Source organism: Streptomyces sp. NPDC090798, assembly GCF_044768965.1.
Classification (GTDB): Bacteria; Actinomycetota; Actinomycetes; order Streptomycetales; family Streptomycetaceae; genus Streptomyces.
In genome coordinates this window covers 333,558-355,162 of the sequence record NZ_JBIVXA010000008.1, presented here as the reverse complement: position 1 = coordinate 355,162, position 21,605 = coordinate 333,558, and the positions used below count along the sequence as shown (strand labels likewise).

Below are 21,605 nucleotides of genomic sequence, written 5' to 3'. Positions count from 1 at the left end.
TCGGTCGCCGTGCTCAGGGCCGGCGGCGGCGGGTCTGCCAGAGCGCCGCCCCGCCGAGCGCCGCCACCGCGGCGATTCCCGCCAGGAGGCCCAGCGACGGGCCGTGCCGGGGCGACTCGGAATTGGCCTTGGTGTTGGCGGTGGTGTTGGCTTTCGCGGTGGTGGAAGGCGCGGTGTGTGACGTCGCGACCTGGTCGCCGCAGCCCGTTTCGGGGTAGCCCGCGATGGCGCACAGGAGGGCGTTGGTGTCGTAGCGGAGGGGCTTGGCGACCGTCGCGAGGGCCTCGGCCGTGGTGGCGTCGGCGGGGACGCGGGCGCAGACCGTCCGCGGTGCGGGCGGCGTCTCGCCGCCCGGGGCGTCCGCGCTCGTGCCGGAGTCGATGACGAGGGCCACCCGCTTGTGGCCCGCCCGGGCGGGCGTCTTCGCGCAGATGGACACGAAGTCGGCGTGGCCGCGTGGCGTGGAGGCGTCCTGCGAGTCCGCGCTCACCGCGAAACGGAAGCCCTGTACGTCGCCGTCGGACGGCCGCGTGGTCGACGGGCCCTGCGTCGCGTACGTCCACTTCCCGCCGGTCAGGTCCCAGAACGACCAGTAGCGGTAGCCGACGGCCTGGGCCTGTCCCGCGCCGCCGAGTACGAGCAGGAGCAGGGACAGGACCAGCGCGCACGTCCGACGGCGGCTCACGGCTGCTGCTTCTTGTTGCGGGCGCTGATCAGGAAGCCGATGCCGATGCCGCCGACGAGACCGACGCCGATGATCCACCAGACGCTGACGCCGCTGGCGTCCTTCTTCGCGGCTTCCCCGGCGGACGCGGACGCGGAGGCCGTGGGCCCGGCCGGGAGGGACGCGGGCGCGGGGCCGGTCGCGTTGAGCTGCTTGACGAGGTCCTGGCCGCCGAAGTCGCGCGGGTCGAACGTCGCCGCGTCGGCGGCGAGGACGAGCTGCGCGTACGCGGCGGGTCCGGCCTGCTCGGCCCACTGCGCGGAGTGGGTCTCCAGCCAGCGCATCGCGTCGGCCGCCTTGTCGCCGTGCCCGGCGGTCGCGAGCGCGACGACCGCGTCCGCCGTGTTGCCGTAGTCGGGCTGGTTCTTGGCGCCGGGCATCACCGACGTGAGGTGCTGGTCCTTGGCGAGCGCCTTGACAAGGTACGCGGCACCGTTCTGGGCCGCGCGCTCGGGGCTGTCGGCGGCCTTGCAGGAGAGGGGGTCGGCCACCGGCTTCAGGGGCTCACCGGCGAGGCCCTTGCCCAGGGCTCCGACCACGGCCGCCGCCGTCGCGTCCGCGTTGGCCGCGAGCTTGCCCTTCTTGTCCGGCTGGTAGGCGAACGCGCCCGCGTCGGCCCCGCCGCACGGCATCGACAGCTTCACGAGGGCGTCGTACGGCGACTTGCCGTCCTTGGAGACGTCCGCCGCCTTCGTGCCCACCGCCGCCAGTGCCCCGATCACCACGGACGTGGAGTTCGCGTCGCTCGCGCCGCCCGCCGTGTAGCCCCAGCCGCCGTCCTCGTTCTGCACGGACTTCAGCCAGGCGACGGCCTTGCCCGTCTCGCCGTCTTGGCCGCCGAGCGCGGCGAGGGCCTGCACGGCCGCCGAGGTGCTGTTGGTGTCGGCCATCGTCTTGGCGTCGCACTTCGCCGACGCGTCGGCGCGGTACGCCGCGAACGCCCCGTTCGCGCACTGCTGCCCGGCCAGCCAGTCGACGGCCTTCGCCGCGGGCTTCACACCGACGGTGTGCTGGGCGAGCAGCGCGAGGGACTGCCGCCAGACACCGTCGTAGGTGGGGTCGGAGGTGCCGTAGAGGCCGGAGGGTATCGCCGGGGAAGGCGAAGGCGAGGCGCCCTCGGCCACGGCGGCCGGGGCCAGGGCCGTACCGATCACTACGGTGGCGGCCAGTACCGCGGCGCTGCGGCGAACAATCATGACTCTCCCTGCGGAAGCCGGGCAGCACCGGGCGCAGGCTTGGCCCCGAGCGGCTCCGGCCCCGTATCCCTCGACGGTGCCGGCCACCGACGGGCTGCCGGTGGCACGAGCCGGTCACGTCCCGGACGAGGCGATCCGGCTCGCCACGCCTGCTGGGTGGCTCACGGTTGCGGGTCAGCGCCGGAATTGCACCGGCTTCTCCGCGTACGGGTGTGATGACGACCCGCTTACTGTACCGGCCCGTAGGAATCGCCTGAGGAGTGGCTGTGAGGGCCCCCTCGCGGGCCTATGCTGCGCTCACGACGTGCTCTGTTCGGACACGTCGAATTCGCCGGTCCCGGGGGGGACTTGGAGTCCAGGGGGACACGAGGATGCGCGGCACTGTGGACGAGAGGGCTCAGTCGTGCCCGGAATGCAGCACTGAGGTTCGCACCGACCCGCGGTTCACGGCGTGGTGTGCGGCCTGCGGATGGAACGTGGATCCCGGCGAGCCGGCAGAGAGACCGGGGCGGCTGGAGGGACTGCGGCGGTCGCTGGCCCGGCAGCACGGGGAGGCACTGCTGGCCGAGGTGTCGGCCGACGGCGCGCCGCGTCCGCGCCGCGATACGGCCGGTGTCCTGGCGTACGCCGTCGCGCTGGCCATCCACGGTGCCACGATCGCCCTGCTCGGCACGGGCATCCTGCTGGTGACACTCGGCTGGGGCACCGCTCTGCCGGTGGTGGGAGTGATCCTTCTCCTGCTGGCCTGGCTCCTTCGGCCCCGCTTCGGACGGCTGCCGGACGACGCGCCCGTGCTGCACCGGGCCGAAGCGCCCGAGCTGTTCGCCCTGGTCGACGAGATCGCCTCCGTCGTCGGTACGACCGGGGTCCACGCCATCGCCCTGACGACCGACGTCAACGCGAGCGTGACCACCTACGGAGTGCGCCGACGCCGTCTGCTGACCATCGGGCTCGGGCTCTGGGAGATCACCACTCCGCAACAGCGGATCGCGCTGCTCGGACACGAACTCGGTCACTACGCCAACGGGGACACCCGGCACGGACTGATCATCGCCAACGCGCTCCAGTCCCTCGCCACGTGGCGGTATCTGATGCGCCCGATCTCTCACCCCACCGTCCCCGAGATGGTGCTCAACGTTCTCTATCTGCTGCCCTACGGAGCCGCCCAGGGCCTGCTGATGCTGCTCGACCAGCTGACGATGCGCGCGACACAGCGCGCCGAGTACCTGGCCGACGCCGCCGCGGCCCGCGCCGGTTCCACCGAAGCCGCCGTGGCACTCATGGACCGCCTCCTCGTGACCGACTCGGCGGAGACCCTGCTGCTGCGCATGTCCAACGCCGGCCAGGTGATCCGGACCCAGGACGCGGAGCGTCGCGAGCCGTGGCGCGATCTGTGGGACCAGCTGGCCGCTCACGTGGACTCGATCCCCGCGCACGAGTACGAGCGCCAGCGCCGCGCCGGAATCCTGCGCGGACACAGCGTCGACTCGACCCACCCGCCGACTCACCTGCGCCGGGCCTGCCTGCTCGCCAGACCCGCCGTGGCCGCCGCCGTGGTCACGGACGACGAGCGACAGCGCACCCTCGACACCGAACTGGCCCCGTCCCGAGCCCGCCTCGCCCGCCAGGTGCTCGCCCGGTAGGAGACGCGTCGGTCACGGCACTGGCGCCGGAACCGTCGCCTCCGTGGGCTGGCACAGCACCAGCGCGAGATCGTCGGCGAGGGCGGTGCCGGTGTGGGCGAGCAGGCGGGCGTGCAGGGACCGCAGGGCCTCGTCGGGGAGCGCCTCACGCAGGGCGAGCGCCGCCTCGCCGAGGAGGGGGAACGGGGCACCCTCCGGGTCACGGGCCTCGGTGAGGCCGTCGGTGTAGAGGAGCAGCCGGTCGCCGGGCTGGAGCCGTACGCGGTACTGGTGCGGGTCCGGACCGAGCCCCAACGGCGGTGTGGGGACGAGGGGTTCGAGGAGTTCGATGCGCCGGCCGGAGCGCAGCGGGGGCGGATGGCCGCAGTTGACGAGCCGCACCTCGCCGGGCGCGAACTCGGCGAGCACCGCGGTGACGAAGTCCTCGGGGCCCAGTTCGGGGGTGAGGAGGGCGTCGAGTTCGGCGGTGAGGGTCGCCAGGTCGGGTGCGGTGTAGGCGAGTTCACGGAAGGCCGTGATGGTGTCGGCGGACAGGCGGAGCCCCTCGACGCCGTGGCCGCGTACGTCGCCGACGAGGACCCGCAGGCCGTACGGCGTCACCGCCACGTCGTACAGGTCGCCGCCGACGGCCGATTCGTGGGAGGCGCTGTGGTACCGGGTGCAGACCCGGGTGCCGTCGAAGGTGCGGGAGATGGGCCGCAGGATCGCCGTCTGGGTGACCCGGGCCACCTCACGGGCCCGCGCCAGCCGGTCGCGGAGGCGGTCGCGCTGCCGGGCCGCGTACACGGTGAGCGCGCAGCCGACGAGGAGTCCGCCCCAGCGGATGCCGAAGCCGGTGCTCGGCACCGCGTCGTCGCCGATCCCCATGGCCAGGCCCAGGACCGCCGACCAGCAGCACACCAGCGCGGTGTGCCGGACGCCGAGCCGGGCGCAGGCCAGCAGCGGGCCGATGAACAGCAGGGTGATGAGCGGCGGCACCTGGTCGAAGAGCAGATCCGGTACGGCGATCAGCAGGCAGATGACGAGCGGGGCGAGCAGCATCCGCCGCTCCCGCTGTTCCTGACGTGTTTGACGTCCTTGGGCTTCTTGATGTTCTTGATGTCCTTGCTCTTCTTGGTCTTCATGGTGCTCTCGGCGATCTCGCTGCCCCTGCTCCTTCGTGCCCATCCCCCGACGATCTCCGAACATCGACCGCCGCACCCCCACCAACAGGGAGTTGATCGCATCTCGTCGAAAGGTGCCCGGAACTGTCGTGGTGCCGACGTTCTTCTGTCCGAGTTGTCGGACACCCGCCGGAGCCGGTGGTGATCCGTCCAGACTGGTCGTCGTGTCCGACAAGACGACCGAGCCGACGCATCCGACCGGCCCCGGCAATCTGCCGCCCGAGACGCACAGCTTCGTCGGACGGCGGGAGGAACTGGGCTGGCTGGAAACGGAGTTGGATCCCTCGGTGGGCATACACCGGCTCCTGAGCATCGTCGGCGTCGGCGGAGTCGGCAAGACCCGGCTCGCCCTGCGCGCCCTGGGCCGGGTCCAGGAGGCCTACCCCGACGGAGTCTGGCTGGTGGAACTCTCCCCCCTGCACACCGCGGGCCTGGTCGGTCTCGCCGTCGTGGAGGCGCTGCGGCTCACCGACCAGTCCACCGGCCCCGTCACCGAGGTGGTGGCCGAATGGGCGGACGGCAAAAGGCTGTTGCTGGTCCTCGACTCCTGCGAACACGTCCTCACGGAGTGCGCCGCACTCGTCGAGACCCTGCTGCCCGCCCTCCCCGGCCTGCGCGTCCTCGTCACCAGCCGCGAACCGCTCGGACTGCCCGGTGAACTCGTACTGCCCCTGGACCCGCTTCCGGTCGCCGACGACGCGGTCACCCTGTTCGCCGACCGCGCCGCCACCACCGGGTTCACCCTCGACGACACCAACCGCCCCACCGTGGAGGCCGTCTGCCGCCGCCTCGACGGCATCCCGCTCGCCCTCGAACTCGCCGCCGCCCGGCTGTCCGAACTGTCCCTGGCCCAGCTCCACGGCCGGCTCGGCGAACGCCTGCCGTCCCGGCTCGACCTGCTCAGCGCCCCGCCCGACGTCGCCGGACCGCCACGCCACCAGACACTGCGCACGGCGATCGGCTGGAGTCACGAACTGTGCGCACCGCTGGAGCGGCTGCTGTGGGCCCGGCTCTCGGTGTTCGCGGGCGGCTTCTGCGTGGGCGCCGCCGAGGAGATCTGCGCGGGCGGCCCGCTGCCCGCCGGGCGGATCGCCGCACTGCTCGCCCGGCTCGTCGAGCAGTCCATCGTGCAGCGCCACCGCACCGACCCGGCCCGCTTCCGACTCCTCGACACCGTCAGGGAGTTCGGCGCCGACTGGCTGCGCGCCCTCGGCGAGGAACACGCCGTAAGGCTGCGCCACCGCGACCACTTCCGGCGGCTGGTCCGCCAGGGATGGACCGAGTGGAACACCGGACGGCAGGTCGCCTGGTGCGAACGCACCCTCACCGAACACGCCAACCTGCGCGCCGCGATGGACTGCGCGCTCACCGACCCCGACCGCCGGATCGCCCTGGGGATGGCGGCCGACCTCGGCTTCCTGTGGCGGCACTGCGGCTCCCTGCGCGACGCCCAGCACTGCCTGGACCTCGCGCTCGCCGCCGACCCGCCGCCCGGACCCGACCGCACCCGTGCCCTGTGGGCACGCGGCGCGGTGGCGCTGCTCCAGGGCGACCTGGAGGTCGCGGCGGACTGGGCCGAGCGCTGCACGGACGCGGCGGACACCCAGGCCGACCCGGTGGCCGTGGTGGCCGCCGCCTACCTCACCGGCGGCCAGCTGGCACTGAGCGGCCGGCTGGGCGAAGCGATCGACGTGCTGTCCGCCACGCCCCGACTGCCCATCAGGCAGGACGGGTTCGGGGCCGCCCAGCTCCAGGTCCGGGTGGCGCTGTCCTACTCGCACCTGCTGCGCGGCGACCACGACCGGGCGCGGACGGTGGCCGAGGAGGTGCGCGAGGCCAGCGTGGAGTGCGGGGAGTCGTGGGTGGGCGCCTTCGCCGACGGGATCGTCGCCCAGACGGACCTGGCCCGCGGCGAGGTCCGCGCCGCCGTCGACAACGCCCGCACCGCGCTCGTCGGGCACGGTCTGCTGCACAACACCGTCGGCGCGGCCATGGCGCTGGACGTCCTGGCCGCCGCGGTCGTCGCGGCCGGCGACGGCCTGCGCGCCGCCCGCCTCCTCGGCGTCGGCGAACGCGTCTGGGAACTCACCGGCCGGGCCCAGATGGACTCACCCGACCTCCTCGCCACCCGCCGTTCCCACGAACTCCGCATCCGCGCCGAGATCGGCGACAGCGCCTACCGCGCGGCGTACGAGGAGGGCCTCGGGATGCCGTACGAGGAGGGGCTCGACTACGCGGCGGAGGGTCGGTGACGGGGGGTGGGGCCGCCGAACGGCAGGAAGAGGGTGCGGGCCGAGAGCAGCCACTGCCCGTCGACCCTTCGGAAGGTGTCCTCGTAGTCTCCGATCTGCACGGGAGGACCCGCCGGGACCATGCCGCCGGTGTGGCCGTCGACCCGGTAGGCGAGAAGCCGTTCGAGGGCGGGCTGTTCGAGATGCTCCATGAGTCGTTGCTATCAGCTCCGCGCCCGCCGTCTCCAACGCGTTGCAGCGCAACGCGGACGCATCACAGCGCCACGTACGTCACCGGATCGCTCCCCGTCACCGCCTCCGCCCGGCCCAGTTTCACCAGGCGGCGCACATGGGCCTCGGCCTCCGACACCGCGATGTTGCGGGAGGCGAAGGGGATCTGGTCCCACGGGCGGTTCCACTCCATGCGCTCGGCGAGCTGCCAGGAGGTGAGCGGGGCCGACAGGAGGGCGAGCAGGCCGGTGAGCCGGTCCTCGTGGTGCGCGAGCAACTCCCGTACGCGGCCGGGCGCGTCGGTGAAGGCGTGCTGGTGGGCCGGGAGCACCTCGGCCGGGTTCAGCCGGCCGACGCGCTCCAGGGCGTCCAGATAGTCGCCGAGGGGATCGGCGACGGTGGCGTCGTCGGGATCCTCGTACAGGCCGATGTGCGGGGTGATCCGCGGGAGCAGGTGGTCGCCGGAGAAGAGGCGGCCGTTGCCGGGGAGAGCGGCCGGGTGGGTCTCCTCCAGGTGGAGGCAGACGTGGCCGGGCGTGTGGCCCGGGGTCCAGATCGCGCGCAGGCGGCGGCCCACCAGGTCGAGGAGCTCGCCGGGGACGATCTCACGGTCGGGGAGCGCGGGTGCGAAGGCGGGCAGCCCGGTGGAGAGCCGGGCCGTGCGGGCCTCGCGCAGCAGGGCCACGTGCTCCTCGGGGGCGCCCGAGGACGCCAGCTTGTCCGCCATGTAGGAGAACCAGCGGTCGGGCCGGTTCTCCCGGGTCCGCCGCACGATCGCGGTGTCCAGCGCGTGCATCGCGATCCACGCCCCGGACGCCTCCCGCACCTTCCCCGACAGACCGTGGTGGTCGGGGTGGTGGTGGGTGATGACCACGCCGTGCACCTCGGCGACGGAGACGCCGCAGGCGGTGAGCCCGGCGGCGAGGGCGTCCCAGGAGGCCGGGTCGTCCCAGCCGGTGTCGATCAGCACGGGGCCCAGGTCGGTGTCGACGAGATGGACCAGCGTCGATCCGAGCGGGTTGTCGGGGATGGGGACCCTGATCGACCGTACGCCCCCGCCGTGATCGGTCACCTGCGTCATGGGTTCCCACCAATCGCCGTGTTCTCGCAACTATAACTAGAACCGATTCCATTGGGTGCTCGAACCAACCGTTCTGAGCGGTGCGCGAGTCATGGGTCCGGGCCGTGGACTCCGCCGACCGGAGCTGGTATCAGTTCTCATATCTGATGAAGCGTCAGAAACCAGGGAGGCGGTCGGCCATGACCGAGCTCGTGGAGCACGGACAGCTGTTCATAGGCGGGGAGTTGACGGACCCCCTGGGCAAGGACGTCATCGAGGTGATCTCGCCGCACACCGAGGAGGTCATCGGACGCGTCCCGCACGCGTCGACCGAGGACGTGGACCGGGCGGTCGCCGTCGCGCGCCGGGCGTTCGACGAAGGCCCATGGCCCCGGATGAGCCTCGACGAGCGGATCGAGGTCGTCACCCGGATCAAGGACGGGATCGCTGTACGGCACGAGGAGATCGCCCGGGTCATCTCCTCGCAGAACGGCTCCCCGTACTCCTGGAGCGTCCTCGCGCAGGCCCTCGGCGCGATGATGGTGTGGGACGCGGCGCTCACGGTCGCGCGGAACTTCACGTACGAGGAGACACGCGACGGCGTCCTCGGGCGGATCCTCGTGCGGCGCGAGCCGGTGGGCGTGGTCGCGGCCGTGGTGCCGTGGAACGTGCCGCAGTTCGTGGCGGCCGCCAAGCTCGCGCCCGCGCTGCTGACCGGCTGCACGGCCGTACTGAAGCCGTCGCCGGAATCGCCCCTGGACGCCTATCTGCTGGGCGAGATCGCGAAGGAGGCCGGGCTGCCGGAGGGCGTCCTGTCGATCCTGCCCGCCGACCGCGAGATCAGCGAGTACCTGGTCGGACACCCCGGCATCGACAAGGTCTCCTTCACCGGATCGGTCGCGGCCGGCCGGCGTGTGATGGAGGTGGCCTCGCGCAACCTCACCCGCGTGACGCTGGAGCTGGGCGGGAAGTCGGCGGCGGTGGTCCTGCCGGACGCGGACCTCGCCACCGCCGTCCCCGGAATCGTCTCGGCGGCCTGGATGAACAACGGGCAGGCGTGCGTCGCGCAGACCCGGATCCTGCTGCCGCGCTCACGCTACGACGAGTTCGCGGACGCCTTCGCCGCGGCGGCGGGCGCACTGGTCGTCGGGGACCCGCTGGACCCGGCCACCCAGGTCGGCCCGCTGGTCGCCAGGCGCCAGCAGCGGCGCAACCTCGACTACATCCGCATCGGCCAGGAGGAAGGCGCCAAGATCCTCACCGGCGGTGGTCGTCCGCACGGGCTCGACCGGGGCTGGTACGTCGAGCCGACCCTCTTCGGAGACGTCGACAACTCCATGCGGATCGCCCGGGAGGAGATCTTCGGGCCGGTGATCTGCCTCCTCCCGTACGGCGACGAGGACGAGGCCGTGAAGATCGCCAACGACTCCGACTACGGGCTGAGCGGCAGCGTCTGGACGGCGGACGTCGCGCACGGCGTCGACGTCGCGCGGCAGGTCCGTACCGGCACGTACTCCGTGAACACCTTCAGCCTCGACATGCTCGGCCCCTTCGGCGGCTACAAGAACTCGGGGCTGGGGCGGGAGTTCGGGCCCGAGGGGTACGGCGAGTTCCTGGAGCACAAGATGATCCACCTGCCGGCCGGCTGGGAGGCCTGAGGATGGGCGACCGCTGGGGGGTCGAGGTCGACCGCTCCGTCTGCATCGGCTCCGCCCAGTGCGTCCACCGCGCCCCGGAGGCCTTCCGGCTCGACACCGCCATGCAGTCGCATCCGGCCGAGGCGGAGACCGACGCCAACGAGAAGATCCTGGAGGCGGCGGAGAGCTGCCCGGTGGAGGCCATCATGATCACGCTGCTGGGCAGCGGGGAGCCGGTGTTCCCACCGGAGGACTGAGGTCGGGAGAGGACGGGCGCGATCTTGGAAAAAAAGTCCCTCTTTGGGTGGTTTCATTCGGCTATAGGCGTTCTATGCTGGTAGTGGCCTACGAGGCGAGTGAGGGAGTTCAACCGGAGTAGCCGACTTTGGCGAGAGGCAGCAACTTCCGCCGGGGCCGACGTCGACGGTCGGGCTGAGAGGCCTGAAGGTAGTAGTCGGACCTGAAGGCGACCTCCATTACCTGATCCGGACCATGCCGGCGAAGGGAACCCGTCTCGTAGGTTTTCACGTGCCTTCGTGTGCCTGTGCCATGCCTAGGACTTCTCCGTCGGCCTCGTCGGCTCCGTCAGGTCGATCAGGCGGCACACCGTCTCGATGTCGATCTTGACCTGGGCGATGGAGGCGCGGCCGGAGAGCCAGGTGATCAGGGCCGAGTGCCAGGTGTGCTCGATGACCCGGACCGCGGAGAGCTGGGCGGGGCTCGGGTCGTCCAGCCCCATCGCGTCCAGGATGATCACCGTGGTCTGCCGGGACACCTGGTCGACCTCGGGGCTCACACTGCGGTCCGCGAAGGTCAGCGCGCGGACCATGGCGTCGGCGAGGTGCGGCTCGCGCTGCAGGGCGCGGAAGGCCCGCATCAGCGTCTCCGCCACCCGCTCCGCCGCCGTGTCCCCGGCCGGCGGTTTCTTGCGGAGGGTGCCGTGCATGTGCTCCAACTGGTCCTGCATGGTGGCGACCAGCAGATGGACCTTCGAGGGGAAGTAGCGGTACAGCGTGCCGAGGGCTACCTGCGAGGACTCCGCGACCTCGCGCATCTGCACCGCGTCGAAGCCGCCCCGGCTGGCCAACTGCGCGCTCGCGTGCAGGATCCGGCGGCGGCGTGCCTCCTGACGCTCGGTGAGCGGGGGAGAGGCCGGCTGCGCGGCGGGTCGCGCGGACTTGGCTTCCACCTTGACTTCCGCAGGCATGGGTCCCGTTCCGTGGTTCAGCTGGAGGAGCGACGAGACAGCATGGCAGACACTTCCGTGGGTCAGAACACATCCGTCATGTCATCCGTCCCGACGCTTCCGTCGTGGCGCGGATCACCTGATCCACTGCTCACAGAGACGCTACCTGCCGGTAGATTCAGTGCTCCTCGAACGATCAAGTCTGAAACTTGTTCTAGATTAGCGTCCCGGCGTAATCTCGCGGGAAAGTGCAGGGAGAAGGGGGCCGTAAGTGACCGCTGAGGCCATGGAGGCGGGCCCCGGAGCGGGCGCGGCCACCAACGGTGACGGACCGTTGCGCATCGCGCTCCTCACGTACAAGGGGAACCCGTTCTGCGGCGGTCAGGGCGTGTACGTACGGCACCTCTCGCGCGAACTGGCCCGCCTGGGCCACCGGGTCGAGGTCATCGGCTCGCAGCCGTACCCCGTGCTGGACGAGAACCTCCCCGGGCTCAGCCACAACCTCACCCTCACGGAACTGCCCAGCCTCGACCTGTACCGCCAGCCGGACCCCTTTCGCACCCCGAGGCGCGAGGAGTTCCGCGACTGGATCGACGCGGTCGAGGTCGGCACGATGTGGACCGGCGGCTTCCCCGAACCCCTGACCTTCTCCCTGCGCGCCCGCCGCCATCTGCGCGCCCGGCGCGGGGACTTCGACGTCGTGCACGACAACCAGACGCTCGGGTACGGACTGCTGGGCGACGTCGGCGCGCCGCTGGTCACCACCATCCACCACCCCATCACCGTCGACCGGCAGTTGGAGCTCGACGCCGCCGAGGGGCGCCGGCGCCGCGCGTCCGTACGCCGCTGGTACGCCTTCACGCGCATGCAGAAGCGCGTCGCGCGCCGTCTGCCGTCCGTGCTCACCGTCTCCGGCAGCTCGCAGCAGGAGATCGTCGACCATCTGGGCGTCGCCCGGGACCGTGTCCACGTCGTGCACATCGGCGCGGACACCGACCTCTTCTCGCCCGACCCGTCCGTGCCGCAGGTACCGGGCCGGATCGTCACCACGTCCAGCGCGGACGTGCCCCTCAAGGGGCTCATCCACCTCGTCGAGGCGCTCGCCAAGGTGCGCACCGAGCACCCCGGCGCGCATCTCGTCGTCGTCGGCAAGCGTGCCGAGGACGGGCCGGTCGCCCAGGCCATAGAGCGGTACGGCCTCGAGCGCGCCGTCGAGTTCGTCAAGGGCATCTCGGACGCGGAGCTCGTCGACCTCGTACGGTCCGCCGAGGTCGCCTGCGTGCCGTCCCTGTACGAGGGGTTCTCGCTGCCCGCCGCCGAGGCGATGGCCACGGGGACGCCGCTGGTGGCCACCACCGGCGGGGCGATCCCGGAGGTCGCCGGACCCGACGGCGAGACCTGCCTCGCGGTTCTCCCCGGCGACTCGGGGGCGCTGGCCGCCGCGCTGAGCCGGGTGCTGGGCGACCCGGAACTGCGGGTACGGCTCGGCTCCGCCGGACGCGCGCGGGTACTGGACCGCTTCACCTGGGCCCGCGCCGCCGAGGGCACGGTGGCCCACTACCGCGAGGCGATGGCCCTCTCCGACGCCCGGCTGCGCTCCCGCGCGGGGGCCCCCGTCGCGCCCCGCACGCCCACACCCGTCCGCTCCGCGCCCGCCGGGACCACGGCCGACCAGATCGCGCCCCTGGCCGCCGCGACCCCGGCCGCCGTCGCCACGGCGGAGCCCACCCCCGGCCCCGTAGGTACCCACGGCCCCGTAGATTTCGGCCCGGCGACGGGCGTCACCCCCACCTCCGATCGTGAAAGCAGGGCCACGTGCTGACCGTCGACTTCTCCCGGTTCCCGCTCGCCCCGGGCGACCGCGTACTGGACCTCGGATGCGGTGCCGGCCGGCACGCGTTCGAGTGCTACCGGCGCGGCGCCCAGGTCGTCGCGCTGGACCAGAACGGCGAGGAGATCCGCGAGGTCGCCAAGTGGTTCGCGGCGATGAAGGAGGCGGGCGAGGCCCCGGCCGGCGCCACCGCGACCGCGATGGAGGGCGACGCGCTCGCGCTGCCCTTCCCCGACGCGTCCTTCGACGTCGTGATCATCTCCGAGGTCATGGAGCACATCCCGGACGACAAGGGCGTCCTCGCCGAGATGGTGCGCGTGCTGAAGCCGGGCGGGCGTATAGCGATCACCGTGCCGCGCTACGGCCCCGAGAAGGTGTGCTGGACGCTGTCCGACGCGTACCACGAGGTCGAGGGTGGCCACATCCGCATCTACAAGGCGGACGAACTGCTGGGCAAGATGAAGGAGGCCGGGCTCAAGCCCTACGGCACCCATCACGCCCACGCCCTGCACAGCCCCTACTGGTGGCTGAAGTGCGCGTTCGGCGTCGACAACGACAAGGCGCTGCCCGTGCGGGCGTACCACAAGCTGCTGGTCTGGGACATCATGAAGAAGCCCCTGGCCACCCGGGTCGCCGAGAACGCGCTGAACCCGCTGATCGGCAAGAGCTTCGTGGCGTACGCGACCAAGCCCCACCTGCCCCTCGACTCCGCCGCGGTGGACGCTTCGTGACGACTCCACGCACGCCCCGGACAGAACACCTCGTCCTGCCCGGGGTCCTCACCGCGCAGGAGGCGGCCGCCACGGTGCGGGCCGTCCTCGGGGTGCAGCGACCCGACGGCGCCATACCGTGGTTCCGCGGACACCACCTCGACCCGTGGGACCACACCGAGGCGGCCATGGCCCTGGACGCGGCGGGGGAGCACGAGGCGGCCGAGCGGGCGTACGAGTGGCTGGCCCGGCACCAGAACCCGGACGGTTCCTGGTACGCGGCGTACGCCGACGGGGACCCGGACGACGTCACCGACCGCGGCCGGGAGACCAACTTCTGCGCCTACATCGCGGTCGGCGTCTGGCACCACTACCTCGCCACGGGCGACGACACCTTCCTCGACCGGATGTGGCCCGCGGTCTACGCGGCCGTGGAGTTCGTGCTGCGCCTCCAGCAGCCCGGCGGGCAGATCGGCTGGAAGCGCGAGGACGACGGCACGGCGGTCGAGGACGGCCTGCTGACCGGGAGTTCGTCCATCCACCACGCACTGCGCTGCGCGCTCGCCATCGCCGAGCAGCGCGAAGAGCCGCAGCCCGACTGGGAGTTGGCGGTCGGCGCGCTGCGGCACGCGATCCGCAGGCACCCCGAGCGGTTCCTCGACAAGGACCGCTACTCGATGGACTGGTACTACCCGGTGCTCGGCGGCGCGTTGACCGGCGCCGAGGCCAAGGCCCGGATCGCGGAGGGCTGGGACCGGTTCGTGGTCCCGGGGCTCGGCGTGCGCTGTGTGGTGCCCAACCCGTGGGTGACCGGCGGCGAGTCGGCCGAACTCGCCCTGGCGCTGTGGGCCGTGGGCGAGTCCGACCGTGCACTGGAGATCCTCCAGTCCATCCAGCACCTGCGTGACCCGAAGACGGGCCTCTACTGGACGGGCTACGTCTTCGACGCCCGGACGGTCTGGCCCGAGGAGCTCACCAGCTGGACGGCCGGCTCGCTCCTCCTCGCCGTCGCCGCGCTCGGCGGCGACGAGCCGACCTGCGCGGTCTTCGGCGGCGAGCGCCTGCCGCTGGGACTCGACGCGGAGTGCTGCTGAGCAGCCCTGTCGGCAGCCGGGCGGGGTCCGCTCAGTGGCGGTGCATACGGTTGGCGATGGCGTGGCCGATGAAGAGGTACACGACGGCGGCCAGGCCGTAACCCGCCACCACGCGTGCCCACGCCCGGTCGAAGGTGAACAGGTCGCGGGACCAGCCGGCCAGCCAGCTCGCCACGTTGTGGACGAACTGGACCAGGTCGTTGGCCCGGTTCGCGTCCAGGAGGTACATCAGGATCCACAGGCCGAGGATGACGGCCATCACGTCGGCGACGATCGCGATGACCGTGCCCGCTTGGTTGGAACCGTTGCGATATCGAGGGGACATGGCCTCCGGGTTGCCGCGTATCCGCGGATGAAACCCGTGGGGAACGGAACCCGAACGGGTCGCTCGAGTGGCGCAGCGGCCGTGTTCGGGTGAGCCTGCTGGAAGAGCCGTGTCTCCCGGAAACCGGGAGAACCGTTCCTTTCCCCGGAGGACCCCGTGCCCGTACCGATACGGCGCCTCGTCGTGGCGCTCACCGTCTGTTGCGCCCTGCTCGCCGGCGCCACGGCCTGCGGCAGTGGCAGCAGCGCCACCAAGGACACCGCCGCCGTCGTGGCGGCCGCCACCCCGTCCAGCAGCAGCACCGTGGAGAAACAGAAGCTCTCCAAGACCCGCTTCGTGGCGAACGCGGGCCTCGCGGCCGGAGCCACCTACCAGTGGATCGTGAAGCCCTGGAAGGCCGGCAAGTTCAAGAAGGGCGCCAAGGGCCGCAGGACCGCCCTGATCAAGGCGGCCCTCGCCGGCACGTTCGCCTACAACCGGCTCAAGGCCGCGAGCCGGAACGCCCAGGGCGACCCCACGCTCTCCAAGGCCGTCGCCCCGCTCACCGCGGGCATCGACGCCCTCAAGAACCTTCCGTCCAAGCTCCGCAAGGGCGACTCGACGGACGCGACCGTGGGCTCGTTCGACGACATCATCAACAAGGTGAAGGACGCGGGCAAGAGCGCGGGCGCCCCGGTCACCGACAAGGTGCCGTCGGCCTCGCAGCTGTCCGGCGGCTGAGCCCCACCCGCCGTACCGTTCCCAGGAGCCGGGACAGCCGAGGACGTGGACCGTGCCGCGCCGCTAGGAGTTGAGCTCGGCGAGAACCCGCAGCGAGTGAGGGTCCGGTGACAGCGCCAGCAGGTCTGTCACCGGACCCTTGCGCCACAACTCCAGCCGCTCGGCGATGCGTTCACGTGGTCCGACGAGGGAGATCTCGTCGGCGAACGCGTCCGGGACGGCGAGCACCGCTTCCTGGCGGTGTCCCGCGAGGAACAGCTCCTGGATGAGCCGGGCCTCCTCCTCGAACCCCATCCGTGCCATCAGATCGGCGTGGAAGTTGCGCGCCGCGTGACCCATCCCGCCGATGTAGAAGCCGAGCATCGCCTTCACGGGCAGCAGTCCCTTGGCGACGTCGTCGCAGACACGGACATGGGCCATGGGCGCGACGAGGAAGCCGGCGGGGAGATCGCTCAGCGCGGCCTCGTACGCCCCCGAGCGGGTCGGCGACCAGTACAGCGGCAGCCAGCCGTCCGCGATCCGCGTCGTCTGCGCGATGTTCTTCGGCCCCTCGGCGCCGAGCAGGATCGGCAGGTCGGCGCGGAGCGGATGTGTGATCGGCTTCAGCGGCTTGCCGAGCCCGGTGCCGTCCTCGCCACGGTAGGGGTGCCTGTGGAAGCGGCCGTCGAGCTCGACGGGCCCTTCGCGCCTGAGGACTTGGCGTACGACATCGACGTACTCCCGGGTCGCGGTCAGCGGCGACTTCGGGAACGGACGCCCGTACCAGCCCTCCACGACCTGTGGCCCCGACAGCCCGAGGCCGAGCATCATGCGTCCGCCCGAGAGGTGGTCGAGGGTGAGCGCGTGCATCGCGGTGGTGGTGGGCGAGCGGGCGGCCATCTGCGCGACGGCCGTGCCGAGGCGGATACGGGTCGTGTGCGCGGCGATCCAGGTCAGCGGGGTGAAGACGTCCGAGCCCCAGGACTCGGCGGTCCACACGGAGTGATAGCCGAGCCGCTCCGCCTCCTGGGCGAGCGGCAGATGGTCCGCGGAGGGGCCGCGCCCCCAGTAGCCGAGTGCGAGGCCGAGCCGCATGAACCCTCCAGGCGTTTGGTTCTGACGAGACGTCAGTCACGTGCGGGCCAGCCGACTGTACGGCAACGGCCCCCCGCCCGGAAGGACGAGGGGCCGTAGAGGGCCTGATGGAGCGGACGCGACAGCTCAGCCGCGCTGGATCCCGGAGGTGTCCTGCAGCACACCGCGACGGCCGTCCTGCGTCTGCGCCACCAGGTTCGCACCGCGCTGCTCCACGGCCAGGTACCAGGTGCCCGGCGCGAGTTCGGCGATCGGCGCCTGCGAGCCGTCCTCCGAGAACAGCGGACGCGGCACCGGCACGGCGAACCAGAACGGCGAGAAGTCACCGGCGGGCGGCTGCGCCTGCGGGGTCGGCGCCTGCTGCGGCTGGCTGGGCTGACCACCGAACGGCTGCCCCTGCTGCGGCTGACCGCCGAAGGGCTGACCCTGCTGCTGGGCACCGGGGTAGCCGTAACCCCCGGGCGGCTGGGCGCCGTAGGGCTGGGGCGCGGCCGGCTTGGGAGAGGGGACGAGCGCGGCCTGGAGGGCGGGGACGAGCGGGGTGGCGATCGCGGCGCCGGCCATGATCAGCGTCGCGATGAACGCGAGGATCAGGCCGGTGCCGGCGCTGATACCACTGTCTTCGCTGCCGGCGATCGGGTCGAACACGTTCCCGAGCGCACTCCACGCGGCGAAGACCGTGAAGGCGACGCCGAACTGGCCGAGGTCGAGCCCGACGATCTTGGGCACCTGCGGCAGGCCGTGGGAGACGACGACCAGCGCGGCCCCGATGATGCCGGCCAGGACCACGCTCAGCAGGACCGGTCCGCTCGACCAGGCGCTGGGGATGCTGGCACTGCTGGAGACCCCGTCGATGGAAAAAAGGTCGAGGAACGACGCGATGAACAGCAATACCGCTGCTCCGATCACCACGCCGTCGCCTCGAGTGAGGGAGCGGATATTCACTTCAGGTCCTTCGTCAGTCGTCTCGTCGTCGGTGGAGGCGTCGCTGACACCATGTCGCCGTAAGGCCCGGGTGTGAAGCGCGGGGGTGGCCCCTCATCGTAGGGATGACACTATCGCCCGTCCGATCGGGGTGTCCGTCGGGTTCGATCCGCCGATCACTACCCGCGCAGGAAACTCACGATTCCCTCAGAGATCCCACGCGCCGCCTTCTGCCGCCATGCGCCACTGGTCAGCAACGCAGCGTCCTTGCTATCGCGCATGTTGCCGCACTCGATGAACACCTTCGGAACCGTTGACAGATTGAGACCGCCGAGATCACCGCGGACGTCGAGTCCGGTGCCGCCGCCGATGTAGTTGGAGGGCGCGCTGCCGGTGTCGCGGACGAAGTTGCCCGCGATGCGCTCGCCGAGATCGCGGGAGGGGGCGACGATCGCGCGGGTGTCGGCGGCGCCGGAGTGGACGGACGCGGGGAGGATGACGTGGAAGCCGCGGTTGCCGGCCGCGGAGCCGTCCGCGTGGATGGAGACGACCGCGTCGGCGTGCGCGTCGTTGCCGATGCGGGCCCGCTCGTCGACGCACGGGCCCCAGGGACGGTCGCCGTCCTGGGTGAACTTCACCGTGGCGCCCTCCTGTTGGAGGAGCGTGCGCAGCCGGCGGGCGACGTCGAGCGTGAACCGTGCCTCCGTGTAGCCCGCGTTGGTCGACGTGCCGGTCGTGTCGCATTCCTTCCTGTTCGTACCGATGTTCACCTTGCGGTTGATGTCGGCCGAGTGCTGGAAGTTGCCGGGGTTGTGGCCCGGGTCGATGACGACGATCTTGCCCTTGAGGGGCCCCGCGGCGGCGGGCAGGTCCGAGGCGGCGGGAGTGGCGGGGCCGGAGAAGGTCGAGTTCGGTGGCTTCCCGTCGTCCGTCCCGGACGCGCTCGGTGTCCGCGCCGGGGTGGAGGAGGATCCGGATGCCGCGGAGGAGGACCCGGGTGCGCCGGCCGAGGCCGTCGACGTGGCGGACGTACTGCTCCCGCCGCCCGAGTCACCCACCGCCTGCCACACCAGCCACCCCACCAGCGCCCCCGGCACCAGCGCGGCCACCGCCACCGTCAACGGCCCACGCCGGGGGCGACGGGGGCCGGGAGGATCGAAGTCAGGACCTACGTACGACACGTCAGCGACTCTAACCGCGCTCTCAGATCCCCGCTCCCGTTCGCCGCAGGACGCGCAGTGAGTCGGTCACCGAGACCTCGGTGAACGCGCCGGACTCCAGGGCGCGGAGGTAGACGCGGTAGGGGGCCTGGCCGGTGAACTCGTCGGCCGGGTCGGGGAACACGTCGTGGATGAGGAGCAGGCCGCCCTCGGCGACGTGCGGCGCCCAGCCCTCGTAGTCGCCGGAGGCGTGCTCGTCCGTGTGACCGCCGTCGATGAAGACGAGACCGAGGGGCGTGCGCCAGAAGGCGGCGATCTGCGGCGAACGGCCGACGATCGCGACCACCTGATCCTCCAGGCCCGCCTTGTGGAGGGTGCGGCGGAAGGTGGGAAGGGTGTCCATCCGGCCGATCTCGGGGTCGACCGTGGCCGGGTCGTGGTACTCCCACCCGGGCTGCTGCTCCTCGCTGCCCCGGTGGTGGTCGACGGTGATCGCCGTCACCCCGGCCGCGCGCGCCGCGTCCGCGAGCAGGATCGTGGAGCGCCCGCAGTACGTGCCGACCTCGAGCAGGGGCAGTCCGAGCCGGCCCGCCTCGACCGCGGCCTCGTACAGCGCGAGCCCTTCGCCGAGCGGCATGAACCCCTTCGCGGCCTCGAAGGCGGCCAGGATCTCCGGCTTGGGCGCCGCGGGTGTGGGGTCCTGCATCGGGGTCCTCCATCGGGTGCGAACGGCAGCGTCGCACGTCTGCCTGTGCGGGTCCGCGCGCAGCTGTGTGCGGGTCCGCGTGTACGTGACTGTGAGCGCCCCATGCTGCACCACACCCCCGCCGCGTCGGCGACGGGGGTGTGGTGCGGATGGGCCGGGCCCCAGGGCCTGTCGGTCCGGATCAGGCCTGGGCCGCAACGGTCTCGCTCGGCAGTGCGAGGTCAAGCTCGACCGGGCGGTCGTCGCCGGAGTGGGTCGCCGAGGAGGCGAGCGGGCCGTGGCCCGGTGCCCTGGCGGCGAGGACGTACGCGCCCTCGGCGGGCACGGCGAGCGCGTAGCTGCCGTCCGCCTCGGAGAGCGTGGCGCCCGCCTGGCGGCCCCGCCGGTCGATCAGGGTGACCTTGGCACGGGCGACCGTGCCGCCGTCGGCGTCCAGCACCCGGCCGCGGAAGCCGCGGAGCACCTCCTGGGCGCGCTCCAGGGCCGCGTCCTCCTCGCTGCTCGCGCGCAGCTGCGGCTTGGTCGCCTGGCGCCGGCCCGGCAGCAGCAGGGCGAAGAGCAGACCGATGGCGACCGCGCCGGTGGCGATCAGGAAGGAGACCCGGAAGCCGTGCATGGTGGGGACCTCGAGGCCGCCGACGTTGTTCGCGGTGTTGGCGAGGACCATGCCGATGACGGCGCTGGAGACCGACGTACCGATCGAGCGCATCAGGGTGTTGAGGCCGTTGGCCGCGCCCGTCTCCGAGGCCGGGACGGAGCCGACGATCAGCGCGGGCAGCGAGGAGTAGGCGAGACCGATGCCCGCGCCCAGGACCACCGAGATCACGATGGTCTGCCAGGCGGCGCTCATCAGGCCGAGGCCGGCGCCGTAGCCGATCGCGATGATCAGCATGCCGAGGATCAGGGTGACCTTGGGGCCGTACTTGGCGGAGATCCGGGCGTAGACCGGCGCGGTGAACATCATCGTCAGGCCGAGCGGCGCCACGCACAGACCCGCGACCACCATCGACTGGCCGAGGCCGTAGCCGGTGGCCTTCGGCAGCTGGAGCAGCTGGGGCAGGACGAGCGAGACGACGTAGAAGGAGACGCCGACCATGATCGAGGCGAGGTTGGTGAAGAGCACCGAGCGGCGGGCGGTGGTGCGCAGGTCGACCAGCGGCGCCTTCACACGCAGCTCCATCACGCCCCACAGGAGCAGGACGACGGCCGACGCGGCGAACAGGCCGAGCGTGGTGGTCGAGGTCCAGCCCCAGTCGCTGCCCTTGGTGATGGGCAGCAGGAAGAGGACGAGGCCCGCGGACAGGCCCGCCGCGCCCAGCCCGTCGAAGGTGCCCTCGGCGCGCATCGGGGACTCCGGTACGGCGACGAGGGTCAGGACTATCGCGACGACGCCGAGACCGGCGGCGAGGAAGAAGAGGGCGTGCCAGTCGGCGTGCTGCGCGACCAGGGCCGCGACCGGCAGCGCGAGTCCGCCGCCGACGCCGATGGAGGAACTCATGAGGGCCATCGCCTCGCCGAGCTTCTCGCGGGGAAGCATGTCGCGCATCAGGCCGATGCCGAGCGGGATCGCGCCCATGGCGAAGCCCTGCAGGGCGCGGCCGACGATCATCACCAGCAGTTCGCTGGTGAAACCGGCTATGAGCGAGCCGACGACCATCACGGACAGGCTCGCGAGCAGCATCCGCCGCTTGCCGTAGAGGTCACCGAGCCGGCCCATGATCGGCGTGGCCACGGCTCCCGCGAGCAGCGTCGAGGTCATCACCCAGGTGGCGTTGCTGGGTGCGGTGCCCAGCAGCTCCGGCAGGTCCTTGATGACCGGAACGAGCAGGGTCTGCATCACCGCGACAACGATGCCCGCGAAGGCCAGTACCGGCACGATCGCGCCGCCGGGCCTCCGGGTGGGCTGGTCGGTCGTCGTGTGGGTCATTACGTGAGGCCTCCAGGCCAAAAGAGAGAGGGAGGAAGGTGGAGAAGGGGGGGCGGGCGATCC

At 71.8% G+C, this 21,605-nt stretch carries 19 protein-coding genes, 1 pseudogene and 2 riboswitches; of the genes and pseudogenes, 8 read left to right on the top strand and 12 right to left on the bottom strand.

Annotated elements, in window-relative coordinates; translation table 11 throughout:
- Positions 1-13 precede the first annotated feature (13 nt).
- Positions 14-685 carry an SCO2322 family protein gene (locus ACIQTP_RS20275; protein WP_403401497.1) on the bottom strand — a complete coding sequence of 224 codons (672 nt, stop codon included), beginning with the start codon at positions 683-685 and terminating at the stop codon, positions 14-16.
- Entirely contained in the window at positions 682-1,920 is a 1,239-nt protein-coding gene (locus ACIQTP_RS20270; protein WP_403401495.1) for a prenyltransferase/squalene oxidase repeat-containing protein, read from the bottom strand. The genes ACIQTP_RS20275 and ACIQTP_RS20270 overlap by 4 nt, the downstream gene beginning before the upstream one ends.
- A 111-nt stretch (positions 1,921-2,031) precedes the next feature.
- Positions 2,032-2,162: riboswitch (cobalamin riboswitch) on the bottom strand.
- Between the two features lie 234 nt (positions 2,163-2,396).
- Between ACIQTP_RS20270 and ACIQTP_RS20265 the strand changes: the two genes are divergently transcribed.
- The gene (locus tag ACIQTP_RS20265) at positions 2,397-3,563 is read left to right on the top strand and encodes a M48 family metallopeptidase (protein ID WP_403401493.1); all 1,167 of its coding nucleotides are present in this window, start codon (positions 2,397-2,399) and stop codon (positions 3,561-3,563) included.
- Positions 3,564-3,575: 12 nt separating this feature from the next.
- On the opposite strand, the gene ACIQTP_RS20260 is transcribed toward ACIQTP_RS20265, so the two are convergent.
- Complete coding sequence (locus tag ACIQTP_RS20260; RefSeq protein ID WP_403401491.1) at positions 3,576-4,604, bottom strand: PP2C family protein-serine/threonine phosphatase; 1,029 nt, start codon at positions 4,602-4,604, stop codon at positions 3,576-3,578.
- Between the two features lie 286 nt (positions 4,605-4,890).
- Between ACIQTP_RS20260 and ACIQTP_RS20255 the strand changes: the two genes are divergently transcribed.
- A complete protein-coding gene (locus tag ACIQTP_RS20255) occupies positions 4,891-6,978 on the top strand; it encodes an ATP-binding protein (protein ID WP_403401489.1) in 2,088 nt (695 codons plus the stop codon).
- Here ACIQTP_RS20255 and ACIQTP_RS20250 read toward each other — a convergent pair.
- Positions 6,957-7,127, bottom strand: a pseudogene (locus ACIQTP_RS20250) (nuclear transport factor 2 family protein); the annotation flags it as partial. The gene ACIQTP_RS20255 and the pseudogene ACIQTP_RS20250 overlap by 22 nt on opposite strands.
- Positions 7,128-7,231: 104 nt before the next feature.
- Positions 7,232-8,269: an MBL fold metallo-hydrolase gene (locus ACIQTP_RS20245; RefSeq protein WP_403401488.1), complete on the bottom strand. Its 1,038-nt coding sequence runs from the start codon at positions 8,267-8,269 to the stop codon at positions 7,232-7,234.
- Positions 8,270-8,448: 179 nt separating this feature from the next.
- Here ACIQTP_RS20245 and ACIQTP_RS20240 point away from each other — a divergent pair, with 179 nt between their 5' ends.
- Together ACIQTP_RS20240 and ACIQTP_RS20235 are read left to right on the top strand one after the other, a co-directional pair.
- Positions 8,449-9,906, top strand: coding sequence for an aldehyde dehydrogenase (locus ACIQTP_RS20240; protein ID WP_403401486.1), 1,458 nt, complete (start codon positions 8,449-8,451; stop codon positions 9,904-9,906).
- A 2-nt stretch (positions 9,907-9,908) separates the two neighbouring features.
- Positions 9,909-10,142, top strand: coding sequence for a ferredoxin (locus ACIQTP_RS20235; protein WP_054230941.1), 234 nt, complete (start codon positions 9,909-9,911; stop codon positions 10,140-10,142).
- Between the two features lie 91 nt (positions 10,143-10,233).
- Positions 10,234-10,409: riboswitch (TPP riboswitch) on the top strand.
- 29 nt (positions 10,410-10,438) lie between these two features.
- On the opposite strand, the gene ACIQTP_RS20230 is transcribed toward ACIQTP_RS20235, so the two are convergent.
- Positions 10,439-11,092, bottom strand: a complete 654-nt coding sequence (locus tag ACIQTP_RS20230) for a TetR family transcriptional regulator (RefSeq protein ID WP_402036832.1) — start codon at positions 11,090-11,092, stop codon at positions 10,439-10,441.
- Between the two features lie 250 nt (positions 11,093-11,342).
- On the opposite strand from ACIQTP_RS20230, the gene ACIQTP_RS20225 reads away from it, so the two are divergent.
- The 3 genes from ACIQTP_RS20225 to ACIQTP_RS20215 are packed head-to-tail and all read left to right on the top strand — an operon-like array spanning position 11,343 to position 14,706.
- Positions 11,343-12,893 (top strand): glycosyltransferase family 4 protein, encoded by a 1,551-nt coding sequence (locus tag ACIQTP_RS20225; protein WP_403401484.1) that lies wholly within the window; start codon positions 11,343-11,345, stop codon positions 12,891-12,893.
- Positions 12,887-13,633 (top strand): class I SAM-dependent methyltransferase, encoded by a 747-nt coding sequence (locus tag ACIQTP_RS20220; RefSeq protein ID WP_075026596.1) that lies wholly within the window; start codon positions 12,887-12,889, stop codon positions 13,631-13,633. Before ACIQTP_RS20225 ends, ACIQTP_RS20220 begins: the two co-directional genes overlap by 7 nt.
- The gene (locus tag ACIQTP_RS20215) at positions 13,630-14,706 is read left to right on the top strand and encodes a prenyltransferase/squalene oxidase repeat-containing protein (protein WP_403401482.1); all 1,077 of its coding nucleotides are present in this window, start codon (positions 13,630-13,632) and stop codon (positions 14,704-14,706) included. The genes ACIQTP_RS20220 and ACIQTP_RS20215 overlap by 4 nt, the downstream gene beginning before the upstream one ends.
- Positions 14,707-14,737: 31 nt before the next feature.
- Here ACIQTP_RS20215 and ACIQTP_RS20210 read toward each other — a convergent pair whose 3' ends face one another.
- On the bottom strand, positions 14,738-15,031 hold the full coding sequence (locus ACIQTP_RS20210) for a hypothetical protein (RefSeq protein ID WP_067363108.1): 294 nt from the start codon (positions 15,029-15,031) through the stop codon (positions 14,738-14,740).
- Positions 15,032-15,187: 156 nt separating this feature from the next.
- Between ACIQTP_RS20210 and ACIQTP_RS20205 the strand changes: the two genes are divergently transcribed.
- Positions 15,188-15,751, top strand: coding sequence for a hypothetical protein (locus ACIQTP_RS20205; RefSeq protein ID WP_168490953.1), 564 nt, complete (start codon positions 15,188-15,190; stop codon positions 15,749-15,751).
- A 63-nt stretch (positions 15,752-15,814) separates the two neighbouring features.
- Here the strand turns inward: ACIQTP_RS20205 and ACIQTP_RS20200 are convergent, their stop codons facing one another.
- The 5 genes from ACIQTP_RS20200 to ACIQTP_RS20180 form a co-directional block, all read right to left on the bottom strand.
- Positions 15,815-16,825, bottom strand: a complete 1,011-nt coding sequence (locus ACIQTP_RS20200) for an LLM class F420-dependent oxidoreductase (RefSeq protein WP_403401480.1) — start codon at positions 16,823-16,825, stop codon at positions 15,815-15,817.
- 126 nt (positions 16,826-16,951) lie between these two features.
- Complete coding sequence (locus tag ACIQTP_RS20195) at positions 16,952-17,770, bottom strand: hypothetical protein (RefSeq protein WP_403401479.1); 819 nt, start codon at positions 17,768-17,770, stop codon at positions 16,952-16,954.
- A gap of 158 nt (positions 17,771-17,928) precedes the next feature.
- Complete coding sequence (locus ACIQTP_RS20190) at positions 17,929-18,930, bottom strand: N-acetylmuramoyl-L-alanine amidase (protein WP_403401477.1); 1,002 nt, start codon at positions 18,928-18,930, stop codon at positions 17,929-17,931.
- 22 nt (positions 18,931-18,952) lie between these two features.
- Positions 18,953-19,615, bottom strand: coding sequence for a class I SAM-dependent methyltransferase (locus ACIQTP_RS20185; RefSeq protein ID WP_403401475.1), 663 nt, complete (start codon positions 19,613-19,615; stop codon positions 18,953-18,955).
- 181 nt (positions 19,616-19,796) lie between these two features.
- The gene (locus tag ACIQTP_RS20180; protein ID WP_402036908.1) at positions 19,797-21,542 is read right to left on the bottom strand and encodes an MFS transporter; all 1,746 of its coding nucleotides are present in this window, start codon (positions 21,540-21,542) and stop codon (positions 19,797-19,799) included.
- Between the last annotated feature and the right edge of the window lie 63 nt (positions 21,543-21,605).